The organism is Sporosarcina pasadenensis (assembly GCF_047228845.1).
In the GTDB taxonomy this organism is placed as follows: domain Bacteria; phylum Bacillota; class Bacilli; order Bacillales_A; family Planococcaceae; genus Sporosarcina.
Genome location: NZ_JBFEGM010000011.1, coordinates 89,142 through 108,386 on the forward strand (window position 1 = coordinate 89,142; position 19,245 = coordinate 108,386).

Here is a 19,245-nt window from a genome sequence, read left to right on the forward strand (position 1 = left end):
TTCCGTATGATAACGTTTTCATTTCCTTTCAAAGAGCGACGACTGAACGCTCGCTCGGTAACTCTTCGAAAAAAAGGGGAGTACACAGACTCCCCTTTTCACGGAAGCAAATCCGCTTCCAATTTTCTTAATTATATCGTTCTTTCCGAACTCTCGCAATATACTTACTGCATAATCGGTTCTTCTTCCTCTACGACAGCCGGTTGAAAGTCTTCTCCGAAAATGGATCGCTCGAGCAATTCCGCGATGTCGTATGTTCCAACTTTATCTTCCACTTCGATCGCTTTCGTACCGTCCGAAATCATCGTCAAGCAGTAAGGACAGCCTGAGGAGATAATTCCAGGGCTCACTTCCATCGCCTGCTCCGTACGGGCAACGTTGACGCGGTGGCCTGTATCCTCTTCCATCCACATGAGTCCGCCGCCCGCTCCACAGCACATGCCGTCTTGGCGGTTCCGCTTCATCTCGACGAGGTTGACGCCCGGAATCGCTTTCAGGATTTCCCTTGGCGGATCATACACATCGTTGTACCTGCCGAGGTAGCAAGAATCATGGAACGTGATTGTTTCATTGATTTCATGGACCGGTTTCAGCTTTCCTTGCATGACGAGGTCGTATAGCATTTCGGTATGATGGACGACTTCCGCTTTGAAACCGAAATCCGGATATTCATTCTTAAATATATTGTATGCATGCGGGTCGATTGTGACTATTTTCTTCACGCCCGCTTTTTCGAATTCATCGATATTGGATGTCGCGAGCTCTTGGAATAAAAACTCATTCCCTAAACGTCGCGGCGTGTCGCCGGAGTTCTTTTCTTTATTGCCAAGAATTGCGAATTTGACGCCCGCTTCGTTCATGAGATGAGCGAAAGCTAGTGCAATCTTTTGCGAACGGTTGTCGAAAGCACCCATCGAGCCGACCCAGAAGAGGTATTCGAATTCTTCGTCCGCCTTCTTCAGTTCTTTCACTGTCGGAATATGAAGGTCCGGACGGGCATCGCGCCAGTTCTCCTTCTCTTTCCGGTTAAGCCCCCACGGATTCCCCTGGCGCTCGATGTTCGTCATCGCACGCTGCGCATCCGCATCCATCTTCCCTTCCGTCATGACGAGATAACGGCGGAGATCGATGATTTTATCGACGTGCTCGTTCATGACCGGACATTGGTCCTCGCAGTTACGGCACGTCGTACATGCCCAAATCTCTTCTTCTGTAATGACATCGCCGATGAGGGATGGATTGTAAATATCGTCGATCGACGCACCTTCCAAACCAGCGGCTAACGCAATCTGATTGCCCTTCGCGTTTCCGAAAGCAAATGTCGGTACCCACGGCTGTTTCTTCGTGACGAGTGCCCCAGTGTTCGTCAGATTATCACGTAGTTTCGTAATGAGATCCATCGGTGACAGCATTTTGCCCGTCCCGGTCGCTGGACACATATTCGTACAGCGTCCACATTCTACGCAAGCGTAGAAGTCGATCATCTGCTTTTGCGTGAAATCGGTGATCTTGCCGACTCCGAGCGCAGGCATATCGTCTTCAGACTCCGCTTCTTCAAGTGCTTCGAAATCGATCGGCGCAAGCTTGCCTCTGCGATCGAAACGCATCATGTATGTGTTGACAGGCCCTGCAATTAAGTGCGCATGCTTCGATTGCGGCACGTACACGAGGAACGTCAGCAATGTGAGCAAGTGGATCCACCAAGCGATGAAGAAGACGACCGCAGCCGCCGTCGGACTCATGAAGCTGAAAACGCTTGCAATCGCCGATGCCATAGGCTCCGTCCACGTCGGTTCATGCCCTTGCCAAATCATGTTCATGCCGTTTGAGATAAGTGTCGATACCATCAGCGTGCCAATGAAGATGAGGACGAGCCCCGACTTCCAGCCACGCTTCAAGCGGATGAGTTTTTCAACATAACGGCGGTGAAATGCCCAGATAACTGCAACTAAAATGACGGCTACAACGATTTCCTGGAAGAACGTGAACCCTCCGTAAATCGGTCCGAACGGCAAATGTGAGCCAGGCTTCAAACCTTTCCAAATGAGGTCGATCGCCCCGAATTGGACGAGCAGGAAACCATAGAAGAACATGACGTGAATAATTCCACTTTTCTTATCCTTCAATAGCTTTTTCTGGCCAAAAACATTTACCCAAACTTCCTTCAGACGGCGTGAAACATTACTGTCGAACTCTTCCTTCCGTCCAAGCTGTATGAATTGGATCCGCGTCCTGATCAAATAAGTGAACAGCGCAAGCGCATATGCCACAACCGCCAGGAAAAGGATCCAGTTGACTATTAACAAAGCATCCATCTCGTATTCTCTCCTTCCCTTATCGGAACGTTATGAATATTGTAGTAGAAAAAATGTATTGTGTCGATGTTCTATTTCATAGTCTAAGTTATGAATGAGCATTCAGTCAATGGATATTTTTATTTAGTTGATACTTTTTAGAGAATTAAGGTTTGTTGGTAAGTGGTGGAGTTTGGGTGCGGAGGCATGTCTTTTGGGCGCGCAAGCACTTGCATGCGTTTCTATAATAAAAGCCTCCGGTCATGTTTCATTCCGGAAGCTGTTAATTACATTTATCTTATAAAATTGTCCGCCTAGCAACTGGCGGGCTTTTTCGATGTTATGGACGTTTATTCCAATGAGCACTGCTGTGGAAGGTCCCGCCGATGAATGAATATCGACATCCACTTCAATCTCTATGTGCGAATCCCCCGTGAACCTTCTATATTCAGCAAGAATCCCTTTCGATCCGACCGGCCAAAGTTGCTTGACGATGTCGTTGCCGATCGCTTCCTTGATTAAGCGCAACGAAGCGATTTCGTCACGCCTTTCAAGCACTTCATTCCCTACGAGCGGCGTGCCGAATACATACCATTCCAAATCACCGATTTCCTCAACAAGCCGCTGCTTGCCGATCATCGTAACAGCGACGGCCGATTGAAGGAGTTCCATATTCGTTTCCGTGCTGCCCGTAATTTTCGGCATCTCCAAGTTTGATTCCCGAAAAACCTCTTCCACACCAGCCACATATGGGGACCAACTAACCTCGCCGCTGAAATTGTGAATGAGGACGGAGACGGGATCCGCATACGCCGCCCACTGTTCGAGCAGTGCAACACGTGCTGCAAAATACGCAGTCACCCGATCCGGAACCTCGACGACATCTCGCGGCTTCTCCCCGATGCCGCCCGAATTATCCGTCGTGACGACGAACCCATCGCCGAGCGCAATCGCATTCCTCATCGAACGAACCCGAATCTGCCGCCAGCCGCTTTCGCAAGGACCGGCATGACAACTGCCGCCACTACAGCGTTCACGATCGTTGCCAATAAAATCGCTGGAACCGCCCCGACAAAGAACGCGGGCGACACGAGGAAGTAAAACGGCAACGGCGCAAGCAACCCGTTCGCGACGATGAAGAAGACCCATTTCAACACTTGATGTCCCGCGATATGAAGACGCGCAAAACCATAAAGGATGATCATCATTTCAATCGCGATCAGGAGGTGGAATGGGCCAAGCGGAAAGCCCGCGTACATGGCAGACGCGAGATGTCCTGTCAACGACGCGGCTCCGACGAGGATAGGCGGCAAAAAGGATGCCGCAAGCAACGCCGGTACGGTATCAAGCGCTAGAGAGCCGACGCCGGACGGAATCTTGATGAACCCGCCGACCGCGCAAAGGGCCGCGAACAACGCGGTCAGCGTCATTTTTCGAAGCTTCATCGTCAATCCTCTTTCTTTTCCGCTTTCCCTTTACCTGTCCGGAACACTTTTGCGCTGCGGACGTATTCATTATCCGGAACACCGAGCCGCGCGTTGACGATGCGAGCCGCGACGAAAAGATAATCCGACAGACGATTCAAGTATTTTTGGACAGTAGCCGGCACGTCTTCCTCCGCCTTCATCAACGTCACCGTCAACCTTTCCGCGCGGCGCGTAACCGTACGTGCAATATGCAATGTCGCAGCTGCTGGCGACCCGCCCGGCAAGATGAATTTCTCAAGCGGCGGTGCTTCTTCCATCAAGTCGTCGATCCGTTTCTCAAGCACTTCGATCGGCTCTTCGGAAAGCTTATAATGGCGCTCTTTCATCACATTCGCCAAATCCCCGCCACCGTCGAACAGCTCATTTTGAATCGCTTCGAGATCCGCTAGCAGATCCGCAAACTTTTCGCCTTCAAGCTCCGTCATCGCCTTGCCGACGAACGAATTCAATTCGTCCATCGTCCCGTACGCTTCAACGCGGAGGCTGTCCTTGTCGACACGCCCTCCGATTAGGCTCGTCTGCCCTTTATCCCCGGTTTTCGTATAGATTTTCATATGTTTTCTCCCCTTTTCTTCAATGTTTGTGCCAGTCCATACCAAATTCTCGTCACTTCATCCGCCTCAGCGATCAACCGCTGGTACAGCCTGCCGCATGCATCGCGCAGCTTCCGCTGTTCCGCATCCATCGGCACGATGCCGCGTCCGATATCGGTCAGGATGAAAATGACGTCCTTGCCTTCGATCTCGATCTCTTTCATGATGAACTCTACAGCTTCCGCTTCCGGCAGTTCCGCCCGTGCGAGCCAATGCTCGATACGGTCAACGACAACTTTGCACCCGGTCGGAATCTCTAAATCACCGGCGGAACAATCCAACCAATAATGTGGTTCATCCGAGAGCATCCTTTTCACATACTCCCTTTTCCCGTTATGGGCACCTCCGATAACGACACGCATCGTCCGCCCTCCTTCAATTCGTCATGATTGCGCCATTCGAACTTCCAAATCGAGCCATGCGGAATTTGCCATGACCAGAAATCACGGGGTTCCGGCGAAAATCGGGTAAGTGTGATGCGGATCGGTCCACCATGTGTGACGACAACCGCGCCATTCGGCAATGAAACCAGTGCATCCATGACGCGCTTCTCCACGTCCGCCAAACTTTCCCCACCACGTGGTGCAAATGAATACGGATCATCGAGCCAATTCCGGTAATCCCTAACCATTTCAAGTTCCGCATACGTTTTCCCTTCAAATTCACCGAAATGGCATTCACGTAATCTCGCATCCGCCACATAGTTCGAGTCAGGCATCGATAGAGCCGCACTCTGCCTCGCCCTCAATAGATCGCTCCCATAAACGATTCCGCTATGTGCAAACCGGTAGTTCGCCACGCCCTCGACCGGCTCGATCGGCTCATCCGTCCATCCGATATATTTCCTCTCGCGGTTTCCCGCGGTCGGCAGATGGCGGATCAAATACAAACGATGATCGCTAGCCACAGCAACACCTCCGTCCCTTCGATGAACGCCCCGCATAAATCACCCGAGACGCCACCGAAATGCTTTAATGACCAGCGCCGAAAAAGAATTACCACTCCACATACAACACCGAGGAGCACGATCGGCACGACGATGGAATGAAGGACAAAGCCAAGTGCCATGACAGTAGCTATCCCTGTACCAATCGACCAAGCCATCAACTTTCCCGTTGCAAGCTTTCCTTTGAAGAAATGGGCGATTCCCTTTTCCTTCGCAAGGCGTGTCGTTGAAAAATAGACGTTCATGCCTGCCCGGGCCAGTAACGGTACGGCAATGAATAAAGGGAACAGCCCGTCGCCACGATGGAGCAATTCTTCGAGCAAAGCGATCTTCACGACTATTAACAAGATAAGCGCCATCGTCCCGAACGCGCCGATACGCGGGTCGTCCAGTATTTCAAGCCGCTTTTCCTTGTCGCGATACGAAAAAAACGCGTCTCCCATATCCGCGAACCCATCCATATGAAGACCGCCCGTTAGCGCAAAGCCCGCCACGACGACGAAAACCGATGCGAGAAGCGAGCCCGTGCCGATTCCGTCCATGAACAGCACCGCAACGCCGTACATCACGAGCCCGATGAGTCCCCCGACAATCGGCAGCGCGATATACATCGCCGTCACATCTTTCCGTTCCATCGGCATCTCTTTCTTGACTGGGAAGGACGTAAAAAATTGAAGCGCCAATAGCAATCCATTCATATCAGTCCACCTGCCCGGCGATGATCGACATGACGAACGGCCAATCGATATGCGCCTTCACATGCGCCGCCCAAGCGTCGTACACATCCGTCCCGACTGGCGCCGCGGTCATCGGCCGGTCCATGTCTTCCTCTTCGATCCCATGGTTCATCTTATGCGGAATGACCCCCGCCACGCGAATGCCTGTGTACGACTCGATAAAGTCGACACCTTCCTGGAATAAAGCAGCGTCACCGTGGAATTTATTGATGACAATTCCTTTCACACGCGCCCGATGCTCCGGAGCGAGCAATTGAAGCGTCCCGACAATGGAAGCGATCGCGCCGCCACGGTCGATGTCCGCGACGAGCAGCACGGGCACCTCCGCCATGTCCGCAACCCGCGTATTGACAATTTCCCGATCATTTAAATTCACCTCTGCAGGACTTCCCGCCCCTTCGATGACGACCGTATCAAACGACTTCGAAAGCTTATCAAGAGCCGTTCGGATTGCCTTCACACCACGGTCGAAAAACTGCTCTCGGTATTCCATCCCGTCGACCGCATTAAACGTCTCCCCGAAAAATCGCACGTCAGCTTTTCGATTATCTAGCGGTTTCAAAAGAATCGGGTTCATTTCAATGACCGGCTTCGTCCGAGCCGCTTCCGCCTGCAGAAACTGCGCCCGGCTCATCTCTTTTCCATCTTCCGTCCTTGCGGAAAATCGCGACATGTTCTGCGATTTGAATGGGGCGACCCGCATCCCTTCGTCTGAAAGAAGCCTGCATAATGCGGTGCAGATCATCGTCTTGCCGACATCTGACGCCGTTCCCATCACCATGATCCCTTTCATTGCACAGTCACCCGCCCTTCCTTTTTCCAATACAGCGGCAGCCCGTAATCCATTTCGATCGCATCGTCTGCTAGTTTAACGAGCATTTGATGCAATTTGCCGATCCACTCGCAGTATTGCCGCGTCTCTTCATAGTGTGAAGCCGGTTCGTCCAGCACTTCATTCGAAACGATGGCGAAATGAGCGGCTTTCTTCTGAATTGTGGCGACCGTTTCCATGAGTCGTGCTGCTTTCTCCTCCATGCATCCTTTTACGTGGATGCAGTATGTACCATCTTGCTCGGTGTACAATTCATTCGCTAGCCAAGTCGTGAGGCAATCCCATAGGACGAAATCGTTTTGTTGAATGAACGGCAACACTTCTTCTAGATCGACCGGCTGCTCGATCGTCAGCCAAGCTGCATTTGCCCGGTCGAGCTTATGCTTTTCAATCCGTTGCTTCATTTCTCCATCAACGGCGCGGCCAGATGCGATATAGACGAGCCTGCCTTCTGCAGCGGCCGCCCCTTCAACGAGCAACCTTTCCGCGAATGCGCTCTTCCCGCTCCGCACACCACCGCTGATGAACGTCAGTTTTCCGCTCATGACATCCCCCGCTCTCCGCTTAGTATTATGTAAATAAAGATTGACGAGTGATCATAAAACCCGGCAAGTGATCATATATCCGGACAAGCGATCATAAAACCCGGCAAGTGATCATAAATACCGGGAAACGCTCAGTTCGGCCCTTACTTCTTCCATTTCCGCCTCACTTTTCATCCCGATGCGCAACCACCGTCCGTCCATCCCCAGGAAATTTTCCGAATGTCGGAGGACGATGCCTCTCGCAAGCATTTCCTTGTACAGCTTTCCGGTATCTTCCGGTTTGAACGACAGGAAATTCGCGGCTGACTCAGTCACCGTGCAGCCATACTCCTTCAAAAAGGCCGTCATTTTCTCTCGTTCCGTCCGGGCATGGCGGATCGCCGCTTCACGGTAAGCATCTTGCCCGAGGCAAACCGCGCCGATTGCGGCCGCCATGCCGTTGACATTCCAATGCGGCGCTGTCGTTTTCAATGAGGCAATGATATCGGGGTGCGCGACTGCATACCCGAGGCGGATGCCCGGGATCGCATACATCTTCGTCATCGACCGGACGACGATGACGTGCGGAAATTCGTTCAATTCAGGAATGAAAGACATGCTTTCATCTATGAAATCAATAAACGCCTCATCAAGGACGACTTCACAGCCGACCTCCCCTGCCTTACGGATGACCGTCAGCAGATCCTCACGCTCCGGCATGATGCCTGTCGGATTGTTCGGCGTGCAAAGATATAAAACGGATACCGTCGATACCTTCTCCAATACCTCCTCAACCGGCAAGCGGAAGCCGTCCGCTTCGGAAGCGATGATCCGTTCAATCTCGACTCCCTTCGCCCGCAACGTCGCTTCGTATTCCGAAAACGTCGGGTGGACGACGATCGCCCGTCTCCCCCGGTACCGGTCCGCAATGAGCGACAAGATTTCTGCCGCTCCGTTGCCCGCAAACACCGACGCTTTCGAGACGCCGTGATAATCCGCCGCCTTCGATAGGAAAGGCTCGCCGGACGGGTCCGGGTAGGTGTTTAATCGCGCCAAGAGATCCGGCCACATCTCGATGACGGCCCGCGGAGGTCCCGCCGGATTGCAGTTTTCGCTGAAATCAAGGATTCGCGAAGGCGGGGCCATTCCGAGCTTTTCATAGACGTGCCGAGGATTCGCCCCGTGTTCAGGCAATTGCATAAAAAATCACTCCAATGAATGTCATGACCAGCCAGAAGGCGAATGACACCGCCTGCATTTGCCGGATGGCCAATTTGATGTGCGCCGCTTGCAACGGCTTCAGTCCGGGGCCGATTTCCGGCCGTTCGGAAATGGTTCCCCGATATGTACTTTTCCCGCCTAATTTAACGCCGAGCTGCCAAGCAGTTGCCGCCTCGAGGTAGCCGCTGTTTGGACTCGGGTGATTCCGCGCGTCCTTGCTCCAGCCGACGAACCGCTTCCTAAAAGGGATTCCGCCTTCATTCTTCGTGAAGATGAGGATGAGGAAGCCGGTAATCCTTGCGGGAATGAAGTTCAACACATCATCAGCGCGTGCGGAAAACTTGCCGAACTCATGGTAGCGGTCGTCTTTATAGCCGATCATCGAGTCGAGCGTGTTGACCGCTTTGTACATCCATAATCCTGGAGCACCGAAGAGGAATGCCCAGAACAACGGCGATGTAATGCCGTCTGCCGTATTTTCCGACACCGTTTCAATTGCACCACGGGCAATCCCCCGTTCTTGCAGTGTGTCAGTGTCGCGGCCGACGATCCACGAAAGCTTTTTCCGTGCTTCCTTAAGATCGCCAGCTGCTAGCGGCTCGTACACATCGAGTGCAGCGTCCCGCAAGCTTTTCCGGGCGAGCCCAATGGCAATGAGGACCGCTTCGACGACGATTCCGACCACGATATGTAGTTGGTAAGCGTACCAGACGATAGCAAGAACAATCGCCGTAACGATGAAAACGACGATGAGCAGCATCCCAGCGCCTTTCAGTACGCGGGCGCGCCCTTTGTTCAAGAGCGCGGTGAGCTTCGAGATGCATGTGCCGATCCATCGCACGGGATGCGGCCAGTTCGGGGGATCCCCGATGGCGCGGTCGAGGGCGAACCCGATCGCGATTGCAATAAAATGGGCTTGCATTACGACGTCCAGCCCTTTGCTTTTTTATAGGCACGGATCGCGCGGACAGTGCAGTCGTAAACGCCGTGGCCGATTAGTTTTCCGAGCGGCGTGATCGGGCCCGCGTATGGCAGGTGCTCCCCTTCTTGCGTCGCGGCGACGAGGAGGCTGTCGGTCGATGTGCCGGTCGCGATTGTGCCGGTGAGCGGGTCTTTGACGTTTTCGGTTTGGAGCGCTTTCGTTTTCGCCTCGGTTGCGGTGATCATCGCCTGGATGAACGCCTCTTCGGGCAAGTGGCCGTTGACGATGACCCATGTGTTGATCGTGCCGACGCGTTGTTCGCGGTCAAGTGCTTGCGAGACGTCGACGGCATTGCCGACGCCCGCTGTCACCATGACGAGGACGGAGCCAAAATCGCCTTCGTATTCGCCGATTTCCGCATGCTCGGTCGTGACGGCGGTCATCATGCCGACGGTGTCCGACAGTGTATAGCCGTGTTGTTCGAGGTAGGCGGACATCTCCGCTTGGACGTCGTCGCAGTTATAGTTTTCGTCAACGTGGCGGTTGACGAATGCACGGTACCAGCCGAGCCCCGCGTTCACGACAGCGGACGAGACGGTTTTCAATGGTTGGTTGACCTGTATTGAAACGCGTTCCGCAGTGACGGTGAAGTGTCCTTTATTGACCGTGAACGGTTTGGTTTCCTCAGTTTTTTGAGGAAGAAGCGTCATTTGCGGCTTCGGCAGTTCTGGATGCGGCTGCGTTTTGACGCGCGCATTGTACACTTTGCCGATCGTCGACTCGCGGATGACTTCCTGCGGGTCGCCGATCATGGCGACCTCCCCTTTTTCCATGAGAAGCAGCCGGTCGCAATAAAGGGAAGCAAGGTTGACGTCATGGAAAACGGAGATGACGGTGACACCCTTTTCGATGGCGTGGTTACGGATCGTGTCGAGCAATTGTTGCTGGTGGGCGATGTCGAGATGGTTCGTCGGTTCGTCGAGCAGGAGGATTGGTGCCTCTTGCGCGAGCGCCTGCGCGACGAATACTCGTTGCTGTTCGCCTCCCGAAAGCAGTTCGATTGCCGTATCTTTGTAGCGGGTGACGCCGGTGTAGGCAAGCGCCTCCGTCACCGCCCGCTCGTCTTCATCGGACCAGGATGAAAAAAGCCCGGTCTGGTGCGGATATCTGCCGAGCGAGACGGTGTCTTTCACGGTATGCGAGAAGGCGTGCGCATGCAGCTGCGGAAGGACCGCCACCTTTTTCGCGAACTGCTTTTGGGAATAAGCTTTAGCGTCCTCCCCGTCGATCCGGACAGTTCCAGATTGGGCCGGCAAGATGCCCGAAATGATTTTCAGTAGCGTCGATTTCCCGCTACCGTTCGGGCCAAGAATGCCGAGGATTTCGCCTTTATTCACACGAAACGAAATGTTTTTGACGATCGGCTCTTTTCCGTAGCCGCCGGAAAGATTGTCGACTTGCAGCATATTACATAGCCCCTTTCCTTCTCTGTCTATAGAAAATGTACGCGAACACCGGCGCGCCGATGAACGCTGTAATGACGCCGACCGGTAGTTCTGAAGGAGAAATGATCGTTCGAGCGATGAGATCGCAAATGATGAGCAATGATGCACCGTTCATGAATGACAATGTAAGGAGATGCCGGTGATCGGATCCCCACATGAGGCGTGTCATATGCGGGACGACAAGGCCGACGAAGCCGATCGTTCCTGATACAGCAACAGCTGAACCTGTCAAAATGGAACCGCCGATGAGAATCATGAATTTGCGGCGTTTGACGTTGACGCCTAGATGATGTGCGCGTTCCTCGCCGAACAGCATGGCATTCAATTCCCTGCGGTTCATCCAAAGAATGAAGGTACCGATGATGACAAATGGAAGTACCATGACGATGTAATTCCAGCCGCGCATCGAGACGCTACCGAGCAGCCAGCCGATGATCTGCCGCAGCTCTTCACCGGTTAGCGCGATCATGAGCGACAGGACGGAGCCTAAAAATGAACCGAAGATGATCCCGGTGAGGATGATCGTCTCCATTTTCATGGAACGGTCGACGAGCCTTGCGAAGCCGATGACGAGGAACATCGTTAAGGCGGCCCCGATCATGCTGAAGACAGGTAAAGTGTATGTGCCTAGGATTGGAATCGACAAACCGAAAAAGAGTGTCACGACAGCACCCACCGAGGCGCCGGATGACACTCCGAGTGTGTATGGATCAGCAAGCGGGTTTTTCAGCAATCCTTGGAAAGCGGCTCCTGAAATGGCGAGCGCTGCACCGACAAGCCCTGCTAAAATGACGCGGGGCATTCGGATTTTCCATAGGATATTTGAGGCGGTCGTATCAGACGCATCCCAAAACGTGCTGATCGGAATTTTAACGGTTCCAATCGAAACACCGAGCCATACCGCCACGATAAGTGTGGCGGCGGACACGATGTAGGCGAGTGTTGCTTTATTCACCAAACGCCTCCGGATAGATGGCTTTTGCCACTTCTTCCAGGCCGATTGCGAGACGTGGACCTGTGCGGCTCGTTATGTCTTCATTGACTTGGACGACCGCATCTTCTTTGACAGCAGTGATGTCACCGAAGCCGTCCCGGTTTTTCACACTTTCAACGATATCCGGCACATAGCTGTACATGATGAGGATGACGTCAGGGTTCTGGCTGACGATTTCCTCCGGGCTGATCATGACCCAGTCTTCTTCCGTTACAATGTTTTCAGCACCGATCATATCAAGCATTTCTTGCATGAATGTATTTTTCCCCGGAGCATAAATTTCTGGCGCATCCGAGTTTTCAATGAGTACACGTTTTTTATTCTCGACAGTTGCTGTTTTCGCGAGAACTTCTTCGACTTTCGCTTTCATATCCTCGATGATTGTAGCGGCTTCTTCAGATTTGCCAGTCGCCTTGCCGAGCGTTTCAATCGTTTCGTATGTCTCTTCGAAATCCGCCGCATTTTTCACGACGAATACATTGATTCCCGCGTCGCGGAGCTGTTGCAAGCCTTCGTCGCTAATGCCAAGCATCGATTCATGAGCGAACACGATATCCGGTGTCATCGAGACGATCTTTTCGACATTGAATTCCTGTCCGCCGATTTTCTCTTTCTCCAATGCTTCTTCCGGATAGTTATCCCAATCGTTGACGCCGACAATTTCGTCGTTCAGGCCGAGCGCGAACAGGATTTCCGTATTGCTCGGAATCATGGAGACGATTGTTTCAGGGGCTTGTTCGAGCGTAATGTCATTGCCGACCGCATCTGTAAGCGTGACCGGGAATGCCGCTTCCGCAGTCTTCGCTTCTTTCTGTGTATTTTCTGTTGCTGGTTTGTTGTCTTTCTCCGCGTTTTCCGTGCCGCATGCCGCGAGCAGGAACGTCGCTAGGATTGCTGTTAGCCAAAGCTGCCACATCTTCTTCATTCCAATTTCCTCCTGTTTGTTCCAAATAAAAATCCCCCGTTTTGTGGACGGAGGAATGTGTTTAGTAAAAATACAGCAACAGAACAGCGCTGATTTCCACCAAACCTATCCTCGTAGGGTACGGGTGACTCATGAAGGCAGGTCTCCTGGCTTATGCTCATCGCGTACCGCGCCTTCCCGGAATTTCTCCAGTGGCAACTTGCGGCTTGCGAGCATGTACAGTGGCGGGACCGCGCCGGAATCGAACCGGCTTCCCTTTTAACCCCAGCGTTGACGGCGGGGCACCTTCACGTTTGGTTATGTAATTGTGATTCGCATTAATTATACTATAGTTTTGTGCGATGTCGAGAGGGTGCATTTTCGGGTTTATGCGTAATTATTAGGATTTATGCGTCATTATTAGCGTTTATGCGTAGTTTCTAGGATTTATGCGTCTTTTCCCGGGTTTATGCTTCTTTCCGGGAATTTATGCGTATTTCACAGCTTTTGAGCGTATTTGGTCAAAAAAACGCCCCTCCACATTCGGAGGGGCGTATCATTTTTACATTCTTTCTGGTGCGGCAACGCCGATGAGTTTCAATGCGTTGGCGATTGTCGTGCGTGTTGCTGTAATCAATGCTAGACGCGCTTCGGACAGGTCGCGGTTGTCCGGATCGAGCACTTTTTCAGCGTTGTAGAAACTGTGGAATTCTGCTGCCAGCTCCTGGATGTAGTTTGTAATCCGGTGCGGTGAGCGGAGTCGAGCAGAATCGCTGACGGCACGCGGGAAGTCGCCGATTTTCTTCAGCAACGACAATTCCTTTTCCGTCTGCAATAACTCAACATGTTCCGTCGATGCTGCAAGGTTCGCTTCATCCGCTTGACGGAGAATTGATGAAATACGCGCGTGCGCGTATTGCGAATAATAAACCGGGTTTTCATTGGATTGCGAAATGGCCAAATCCAAATCGAAGTCCATTTGCGAATCGGCGGAGCGCATCGCGAAGAAATAACGGACAGCGTCCAAGCCGACCTCTTCGACGAGTTCGCGCAACGTAACCGCTTTTCCGGTACGTTTGCTCATTTTGAATTTCTCGCCATCCTTATAAAGCTGCACCATTTGCGCAACTTCCACTTCAAGCGTATCGCGGTCGTAGCCGAGCGCCTCGATTGCCGCTTTCATCCGCGGAATGTACCCATGGTGGTCAGCTCCCCAAATGTTGATGAGCTTGTCGAAGCCGCGGCGGAGCTTGTCTTCGTGGTACGCGATGTCCGGCGTCAAATATGTGTATGTGCCGTCATTCTTAATGAGGACGCGGTCTTTATCGTCCCCGAATGTCGTCGAGCGGAACCACGTCGCGCCGTCCTCTTCGAATACATGTCCGTTCGCGCGCAATTTATCGAGAGCGATTCCGATCTTCCCGTCCGTATAGAGCGACGTTTCCGAGAACCAATTATCGAAGGGTACGCGGAAATCTTCCAAGTCCTTCTTCAGTTTCGCCAATTCGAATTCAAGTCCGTATTTCCGGAAGAAATCCTGACGCTCCTTTTCAGGGACGTTCACGTACTGATCGCCAAATTCCTCAGCAAGCTTTTTGCCGATATCAATGATGTCCTGTCCATGATAGCCGTCCTCCGGCATTTCCTTTTCAAGACCCAATGCTTGGAAGTATCGCGCCTCGACTGAAAGGGCCAAGTTATTCACTTGATTGCCCGCGTCATTGATGTAATATTCCCGTGAAACGTCAAAGCCCGCAAAATCGAGGATATTGCACAGTGAATCACCGATCGACGCCCCACGCGCATGGCCTAGATGCAAGTCGCCCGTCGGATTTGCCGAGACGAATTCGACTTGGACCTTTAGATTCTCGCCATACGTAGAACGGCCGTAATCGGCTCCTTGGGCAAGTACCGTTTTCACGACTTCCCCTAAATAATCGCTTTTCAGCTTGATGTTGATGAACCCTGGTCCCGCAATTTCCAATGAATTGATGGAAGTCGAAGATGTGTCCAATTTCTCAAGGATAGCTTCCGCAATGGCACGAGGCGGCTTTTTCGCGATTTTCGTCAATTGCATCGCGATATTCGTTGCATAGTCCCCGTTCTCTTTGTTTTTCGGCGTTTCAAGGATGATATCCGGCATTACGGATTCCTCCGCCAGTCCCGAAGCGAGCACCGCCTCGCGGAATGCGTCTTTTATTTCCTGTTGGATCTTTTCAACTGCGTTCATTTTTGTCCCTCCGTATATGTAATCGTCAGTTCGTGTCTGCCGAGCAATGCGCCTTCCGCATGCAGCTCATAATGCGCCGTGAATTTGTCCGCCCCGACTTCCAGCTTCGTCGTCTTCACGAGGAGATCGAAAGTTGCCGGACCGTTGCCATACGTGCCCGGTCGCATTTCGTCGAGCGAGAACGGCAAGCGCATTTGAACCGCTCCGTTCCGCATGATCAATGCGTCTCCCTCTTCCAGCTTCACCGTCGTCCGCACTTGTTCACCGTTCAAATCTTCCACAAATCGCAAATAAGTCTTTCCCGCTTTTTCAATCAATGTACCCGACGCTTCCAGTTCATGCTTGTCCGCAGCTTGGCCAACATGCCGGATTGTTGATTGGAGCCGGACATCGACGATTTGTCCATCCTTATTTGATTCCACTCTTGCACCGCCCTTGACGTTCAAAATATCTATTCATTATATCGTTTTTCTCCCCACTATTCCAATACATCGTGAATTGTCGGAATCAAATCTATGTTTTTATCGAATTCCCGTTTAATCTGTCCGCGCCTGTTCCATACTGACTGGAAAGAACGGTGGGAGAAGGGATTGTATGAGACGAGTCGATTATATAAAGAAAAAGAAAAGAAAAAACTTCACTCGACGGATCGGCCTGCTGATTGTAACGGCGCTGACGGCGTTTTTCACTATGTTTCTATGCCTTCGCCTTTATGCGCAAATTACGGGCGCCCCTTCGTTGAGCGTGCCGAAAGCGAGCGTGTTCCTCGATAAGAACGGACGGCAAATCGGCGACAAGTTTTCCGCGGAGCGTCGGTATTGGGTAGGTTTAGATGAAATTTCTCCGTTCCTGATTGACGCAGTCATCGCGACGGAGGACCGCAATTTTTATGAACATAACGGGTTTGATTACAAACGGATTGCCGGGGCTGTTTTGAAAGACGTGAAGACGATGCGGAAAGCGGAAGGCGCGAGCTCCATCACTATGCAGTATGCCCGGAATTTGTTTTTGACACATGAAAAATCATGGAACCGGAAAATAAAAGAATCGCTCTATGCGTATCGGTTGGAAACTTTTTACGACAAAGATGTCATATTGGAAGGCTATTTGAATACGATCTATTTCGGTCATGGAATGTACGGTGTCGAGGCGGCAAGCAGGTTTTATTTCGCGAAGTCGGTTAGTGATTTGACACTTGAAGAAGCTGCGGTCATTACAGCGATTGCGAAAGGGCCATCCGTTTACGACCCGTTGGATAATCCGGAGCGTTCCCGAAATCGCCAATTGCTGATCCTCTCCCTCATGGAGGAACAGGGTTTCATTACCGAAGTGCAGCGGCAGCGCGCGGTGGACGTGGCGGTGACACTGAAGACCGAGGACTGGAAGGACATGAAGCGGGTCGCCCCATACTTTTTGGATGAAGTGTGGCGGGAAGCGGAGCAGATTTTGAATAAAAAGGGCCGCTATCCTGCGGAAGGCGGCTGGACGATCCGGACGACGCTCGACCCGCATCACCAGCAGACGGCGGAGGAATACATCAATAAATGGATGCCGGATAGCGGGTTGCAAGTCGGCTTCATGTCAATGGAGCCTGAAACCGGGGCAATCACTTCGCTCGTCGGAGGGATTGATTACAGAGAGAGCCCTTTCAACCGGGTAACGCAGGCGAAACGGCAGCCGGGGTCCGCGATGAAGCCGATCCTGTACGCGGCGGCGCTCGAGGATGGCTATAATCCGCTTACTTTCATGTCGACGGAACGGACGATCTTCACGTATGACGAAGGCCGCTCGACGTATGAGCCGAAAAACATTAACGGCAAGTTTGCGGGACATCCGATCTCCCTCGCGCAGGCGATCGCCATTTCGGATAATATTTACGCCGTGAAGACGCTTGAGGATATCGGATATAAAAAGTTCAATAAAATGGCGGAACGGCTCGGGCTCGACGTCAAGTTCCAGGAATCGCCCGCTGTCGCTTTGGGCACTTCGACCGTTACTTTACTGGAGATGACAAACGCATATAACCGGCTTTCGTCGGGAGGATTGGAAGTGGAACCGACGACGATTCTTTCGATCACGGACGCGGACGGGAAAACGGTGTACGAACAGCCAAAGAAGATCACTAAGCGGGTCATCACCGAGCAGGACGCATTCGTGCTCACCCATTTGCTGACGGGCATGTTCGACCCGGTTTTCAACGATTACTCCATCTCGACAGGGCTGTCAATGCGCTCGAAGCAAAAACGGCCGTACGCGGCAAAATCAGGCACGACCATATCCGACCAATACTTGATCGGCTACACCCCTTCGCTTACGGCGGGGATCTGGACGGGCTATGACGTGGGCCAGCAATTGACGGAGCCTGAAGACAAGGCCGCCTCGAAGAAAATATGGATCGACTTCATGGAAACTGTCCACGCGGGCAAAACTCCGGAGCCGTTCATTCCTCCGAAAGGTGTGAGCGGCGTCATCGTCGACGTCGAAACCGGCGGCATCGCAGTCAACGAATGCCCGAAGCAGCGGCTTATGTATTTAAAGGAGAAAGACATGCCGCAAAAGCTGTGCACCGACAAAAACTTGCGTGAACAGCGAAACGGCGATGACCACGACTCCGGCACATTCGAACTGTTCCCTTTCTCTTTCTTTGAGTGACGTAGTGATTGAGCGGTTTCTGGGATTTAACGAGAAGTTCTGGAGAGTGAATGAGAAGTATTGAGGCTTTATTGAGAACTTTTGGATGGAGAACGAGAAGTCTTATGGAATTAATGAGAACTCTCGGACAGTGAACGAGAAGTTATAAGTGCATTAACGAGAAGTTTAACGTTCACAAATCAAAAAAGCTTTGCCCTTCTGAATTGAATCAGTGGGGCAAAGCTTTTTTACCGTCGAATGCGGTCTATCAAATGATGGAACAATGCTTGGGTTGTGTTGAACCAGCAATTGACAGATGGCGCACTTTCCGGTTGTCCTAGCTTACAATCGCAAGCTGTAATTTCAGTGTACTTCCTTTTTCTCAGACATTCAACCTCCGAAGTGGTAGAGGTCACCAAGTTTCACAGTTTGTTCATAATTGCGGCGATTCGGCACCTAGATCGATACGCAATTTCGGTTCGCTGCGCTCCCACATTTCCTTGTTGTGCGTCGACAGGAAGTCTGCGAGGATCTGTTTCGACTTGTCGTCCATATGATCAACCATAATATTCCGTTTCATCGATTTGTCCATTTTATTCACATGATCCGCAAGAAGCTTGTATCCTCTGCGCTTTTCACGGTTTACGATCATTTCACATGCAGTGACACCTGCATAATAAGGACCTTCCTGCTGGAAATCGATTGTCACCCAGACGAGCCAGTACGGTTTCCCGCCTTCGGAATCTTCGCGGTTCGTCGTGAACTTCACACCGCGCTCCGTGTCGCTGCGGGCATGCATCGCCCCAATTTCGATGCGCGCTTCCCCTTCTTCGATATCGATGATGACCGGCGAGACGTTTTCCAATGACAATGCCCCGATTCCGAATCCTCCGTGCCCATCGGTCGGATCATCTTTTATAATGGTGAATCCCATTTTCCGTTTCGGTTTCTGCTCATTCGTCATTTCTATAACCCCTCCCATTCTGCTATTATATACACTATACCTAAATATGAGCGAAAGGGGGAACTAGTATGCCAATCGTAACCGTAAAAATGATTGAGGGCCGCACGGATGAGCAGAAGCGCAATCTCTGTGAAAAAGTATCTGCAGTCGTCGCTGAAACGACGGGTGCTCCTATTCAAAACGTTTCTGTCATCATCGAAGAAATGTCGAAAAACCATTACGCAACCGGAGGCAAGCGCCTCAGCGATGCTGAATGATTAAGTGATGCGAGAATCTTGATTCTCGCATCGTTTTTTTGTTTGGAGGAAGGCTTGTTTTGAGCGCGGATGGACACTCTTTGAGCGTGGATGGCTCCCCTTTGAGCGCGCGCAGCTTGCTTTGAGCGCGGATGGCTCCCCTTTGAGCGCGCGGCCGGCTTGCTTTGAGCGCGGATGACTCCCCTTTGAGCGCGCGGCGGCTTG

General features: G+C 52.0%; 20 protein-coding genes and 1 riboswitch. Of the genes, 2 read left to right on the plus strand and 18 right to left on the minus strand.

The features are described 5' to 3' along the window. Window positions 1-164: 164 nt before the first annotated feature. The 16 genes from AB1K89_RS14845 to AB1K89_RS14920 all read right to left on the minus strand — a co-directional run bounded on the left by AB1K89_RS14845 (window position 165) and on the right by AB1K89_RS14920 (window position 15,611). The gene (locus AB1K89_RS14845) at window positions 165-2,315 is read right to left on the minus strand and encodes a (Fe-S)-binding protein (protein WP_413055490.1); all 2,151 of its coding nucleotides are present in this window, start codon (window positions 2,313-2,315) and stop codon (window positions 165-167) included. Between the two features lie 240 nt (window positions 2,316-2,555). Beyond that, entirely contained in the window at window positions 2,556-3,257 is a 702-nt protein-coding gene (locus tag AB1K89_RS14850) for a hypothetical protein (RefSeq protein WP_413055491.1), read from the minus strand. Continuing rightward, window positions 3,254-3,739, minus strand: a complete 486-nt coding sequence (locus tag AB1K89_RS14855) for an ECF transporter S component (protein ID WP_413055492.1) — start codon at window positions 3,737-3,739, stop codon at window positions 3,254-3,256. The genes AB1K89_RS14850 and AB1K89_RS14855 overlap by 4 nt, the downstream gene beginning before the upstream one ends. Before the next feature lie 2 nt (window positions 3,740-3,741). Next, the gene (locus AB1K89_RS14860; protein ID WP_413055493.1) at window positions 3,742-4,335 is read right to left on the minus strand and encodes a cob(I)yrinic acid a,c-diamide adenosyltransferase; all 594 of its coding nucleotides are present in this window, start codon (window positions 4,333-4,335) and stop codon (window positions 3,742-3,744) included. Next, the gene (locus tag AB1K89_RS14865) at window positions 4,332-4,736 is read right to left on the minus strand and encodes a bifunctional adenosylcobinamide kinase/adenosylcobinamide-phosphate guanylyltransferase (RefSeq protein WP_413055494.1); all 405 of its coding nucleotides are present in this window, start codon (window positions 4,734-4,736) and stop codon (window positions 4,332-4,334) included. The genes AB1K89_RS14860 and AB1K89_RS14865 overlap by 4 nt, the downstream gene beginning before the upstream one ends. Further along, window positions 4,688-5,281: a histidine phosphatase family protein gene (locus AB1K89_RS14870; RefSeq protein ID WP_413055495.1), complete on the minus strand. Its 594-nt coding sequence runs from the start codon at window positions 5,279-5,281 to the stop codon at window positions 4,688-4,690. Before AB1K89_RS14870 ends, AB1K89_RS14865 begins: the two co-directional genes overlap by 49 nt. Next, window positions 5,254-6,018 carry an adenosylcobinamide-GDP ribazoletransferase gene (gene cobS, locus AB1K89_RS14875; protein ID WP_413055496.1) on the minus strand — a complete coding sequence of 255 codons (765 nt, stop codon included), beginning with the start codon at window positions 6,016-6,018 and terminating at the stop codon, window positions 5,254-5,256. Before cobS ends, AB1K89_RS14870 begins: the two co-directional genes overlap by 28 nt. A gap of 1 nt (window position 6,019) precedes the next feature. Continuing rightward, window positions 6,020-6,850: a cobyric acid synthase gene (locus AB1K89_RS14880; RefSeq protein WP_413055497.1), complete on the minus strand. Its 831-nt coding sequence runs from the start codon at window positions 6,848-6,850 to the stop codon at window positions 6,020-6,022. Then, window positions 6,847-7,434 carry a bifunctional adenosylcobinamide kinase/adenosylcobinamide-phosphate guanylyltransferase gene (locus tag AB1K89_RS14885; protein WP_413055498.1) on the minus strand — a complete coding sequence of 196 codons (588 nt, stop codon included), beginning with the start codon at window positions 7,432-7,434 and terminating at the stop codon, window positions 6,847-6,849. Before AB1K89_RS14885 ends, AB1K89_RS14880 begins: the two co-directional genes overlap by 4 nt. A gap of 111 nt (window positions 7,435-7,545) precedes the next feature. After that, window positions 7,546-8,613, minus strand: coding sequence for a threonine-phosphate decarboxylase CobD (gene cobD / locus AB1K89_RS14890; protein WP_413055499.1), 1,068 nt, complete (start codon window positions 8,611-8,613; stop codon window positions 7,546-7,548). Further along, window positions 8,600-9,556, minus strand: coding sequence for an adenosylcobinamide-phosphate synthase CbiB (gene cbiB / locus AB1K89_RS14895; RefSeq protein ID WP_413055500.1), 957 nt, complete (start codon window positions 9,554-9,556; stop codon window positions 8,600-8,602). Before cbiB ends, cobD begins: the two co-directional genes overlap by 14 nt. Continuing rightward, on the minus strand, window positions 9,556-11,022 hold the full coding sequence (locus tag AB1K89_RS14900; protein ID WP_413055501.1) for an adenosylcobinamide amidohydrolase: 1,467 nt from the start codon (window positions 11,020-11,022) through the stop codon (window positions 9,556-9,558). Before AB1K89_RS14900 ends, cbiB begins: the two co-directional genes overlap by 1 nt. 1 nt (window position 11,023) lies before the next feature. Then, on the minus strand, window positions 11,024-12,016 hold the full coding sequence (locus AB1K89_RS14905; RefSeq protein ID WP_413055502.1) for a FecCD family ABC transporter permease: 993 nt from the start codon (window positions 12,014-12,016) through the stop codon (window positions 11,024-11,026). Further along, window positions 12,009-12,980 carry an ABC transporter substrate-binding protein gene (locus tag AB1K89_RS14910; protein WP_413055503.1) on the minus strand — a complete coding sequence of 324 codons (972 nt, stop codon included), beginning with the start codon at window positions 12,978-12,980 and terminating at the stop codon, window positions 12,009-12,011. Before AB1K89_RS14910 ends, AB1K89_RS14905 begins: the two co-directional genes overlap by 8 nt. 119 nt (window positions 12,981-13,099) lie before the next feature. After that, window positions 13,100-13,284: riboswitch (cobalamin riboswitch) on the minus strand. A 237-nt stretch (window positions 13,285-13,521) separates the two neighbouring features. Then, a complete protein-coding gene (gene argS, locus AB1K89_RS14915) occupies window positions 13,522-15,189 on the minus strand; it encodes an arginine--tRNA ligase (RefSeq protein WP_413055504.1) in 1,668 nt (555 codons plus the stop codon). Beyond that, window positions 15,186-15,611 (minus strand): YwiB family protein, encoded by a 426-nt coding sequence (locus tag AB1K89_RS14920; RefSeq protein ID WP_413055505.1) that lies wholly within the window; start codon window positions 15,609-15,611, stop codon window positions 15,186-15,188. The genes argS and AB1K89_RS14920 overlap by 4 nt, the downstream gene beginning before the upstream one ends. Before the next feature lie 172 nt (window positions 15,612-15,783). Here AB1K89_RS14920 and AB1K89_RS14925 point away from each other — a divergent pair, with 172 nt between their 5' ends. Continuing rightward, window positions 15,784-17,841 (plus strand): transglycosylase domain-containing protein, encoded by a 2,058-nt coding sequence (locus tag AB1K89_RS14925; protein ID WP_413055506.1) that lies wholly within the window; start codon window positions 15,784-15,786, stop codon window positions 17,839-17,841. 412 nt (window positions 17,842-18,253) lie between these two features. Here the strand turns inward: AB1K89_RS14925 and AB1K89_RS14930 are convergent, their stop codons facing one another. Further along, window positions 18,254-18,784: a YwhD family protein gene (locus tag AB1K89_RS14930; protein WP_413055507.1), complete on the minus strand. Its 531-nt coding sequence runs from the start codon at window positions 18,782-18,784 to the stop codon at window positions 18,254-18,256. A gap of 68 nt (window positions 18,785-18,852) precedes the next feature. Between AB1K89_RS14930 and thmT the strand changes: the two genes are divergently transcribed. Beyond that, the gene (thmT, locus tag AB1K89_RS14935; RefSeq protein ID WP_252501891.1) at window positions 18,853-19,041 is read left to right on the plus strand and encodes a 2-hydroxymuconate tautomerase; all 189 of its coding nucleotides are present in this window, start codon (window positions 18,853-18,855) and stop codon (window positions 19,039-19,041) included. Here the strand turns inward: thmT and AB1K89_RS14940 are convergent. Further along, window positions 19,025-19,245: hypothetical protein (locus tag AB1K89_RS14940; protein WP_413055508.1), on the minus strand; the 221-nt coding region annotated here is incomplete at its 5' end. The genes thmT and AB1K89_RS14940 overlap by 17 nt on opposite strands.

Excerpts from the sequence above, each read along its gene's own strand:
- AB1K89_RS14845 (WP_413055490.1), bottom strand. The coding sequence starts at position 2,315 with ATGGATGCTTTGTTAATAGTCAACTGGATCCTTTTCCTGGCGGTTGTG.
- AB1K89_RS14850 (WP_413055491.1), bottom strand. The coding sequence starts at position 3,257 with ATGAGGAATGCGATTGCGCTCGGCGATGGGTTCGTCGTCACGACGGAT.
- AB1K89_RS14855 (WP_413055492.1), bottom strand. The coding sequence starts at position 3,739 with ATGAAGCTTCGAAAAATGACGCTGACCGCGTTGTTCGCGGCCCTTTGC.
- AB1K89_RS14860 (WP_413055493.1), bottom strand. The coding sequence starts at position 4,335 with ATGAAAATCTATACGAAAACCGGGGATAAAGGGCAGACGAGCCTAATC.
- AB1K89_RS14865 (WP_413055494.1), bottom strand. The coding sequence starts at position 4,736 with ATGCGTGTCGTTATCGGAGGTGCCCATAACGGGAAAAGGGAGTATGTG.
- cobS (WP_413055496.1), bottom strand. The coding sequence starts at position 6,018 with ATGAATGGATTGCTATTGGCGCTTCAATTTTTTACGTCCTTCCCAGTC.
- AB1K89_RS14880 (WP_413055497.1), bottom strand. The coding sequence starts at position 6,850 with ATGAAAGGGATCATGGTGATGGGAACGGCGTCAGATGTCGGCAAGACG.
- AB1K89_RS14885 (WP_413055498.1), bottom strand. The coding sequence starts at position 7,434 with ATGAGCGGAAAACTGACGTTCATCAGCGGTGGTGTGCGGAGCGGGAAG.
- cobD (WP_413055499.1), bottom strand. The coding sequence starts at position 8,613 with ATGCAATTGCCTGAACACGGGGCGAATCCTCGGCACGTCTATGAAAAG.
- cbiB (WP_413055500.1), bottom strand. The coding sequence starts at position 9,556 with ATGCAAGCCCATTTTATTGCAATCGCGATCGGGTTCGCCCTCGACCGC.
- AB1K89_RS14900 (WP_413055501.1), bottom strand. The coding sequence starts at position 11,022 with ATGCTGCAAGTCGACAATCTTTCCGGCGGCTACGGAAAAGAGCCGATC.
- AB1K89_RS14910 (WP_413055503.1), bottom strand. The coding sequence starts at position 12,980 with ATGAAGAAGATGTGGCAGCTTTGGCTAACAGCAATCCTAGCGACGTTC.
- argS (WP_413055504.1), bottom strand. The coding sequence starts at position 15,189 with ATGAACGCAGTTGAAAAGATCCAACAGGAAATAAAAGACGCATTCCGC.
- AB1K89_RS14925 (WP_413055506.1), top strand. The coding sequence starts at position 15,784 with ATGAGACGAGTCGATTATATAAAGAAAAAGAAAAGAAAAAACTTCACT.
- AB1K89_RS14930 (WP_413055507.1), bottom strand. The coding sequence starts at position 18,784 with ATGACGAATGAGCAGAAACCGAAACGGAAAATGGGATTCACCATTATA.
- thmT (WP_252501891.1), top strand. The coding sequence starts at position 18,853 with ATGCCAATCGTAACCGTAAAAATGATTGAGGGCCGCACGGATGAGCAG.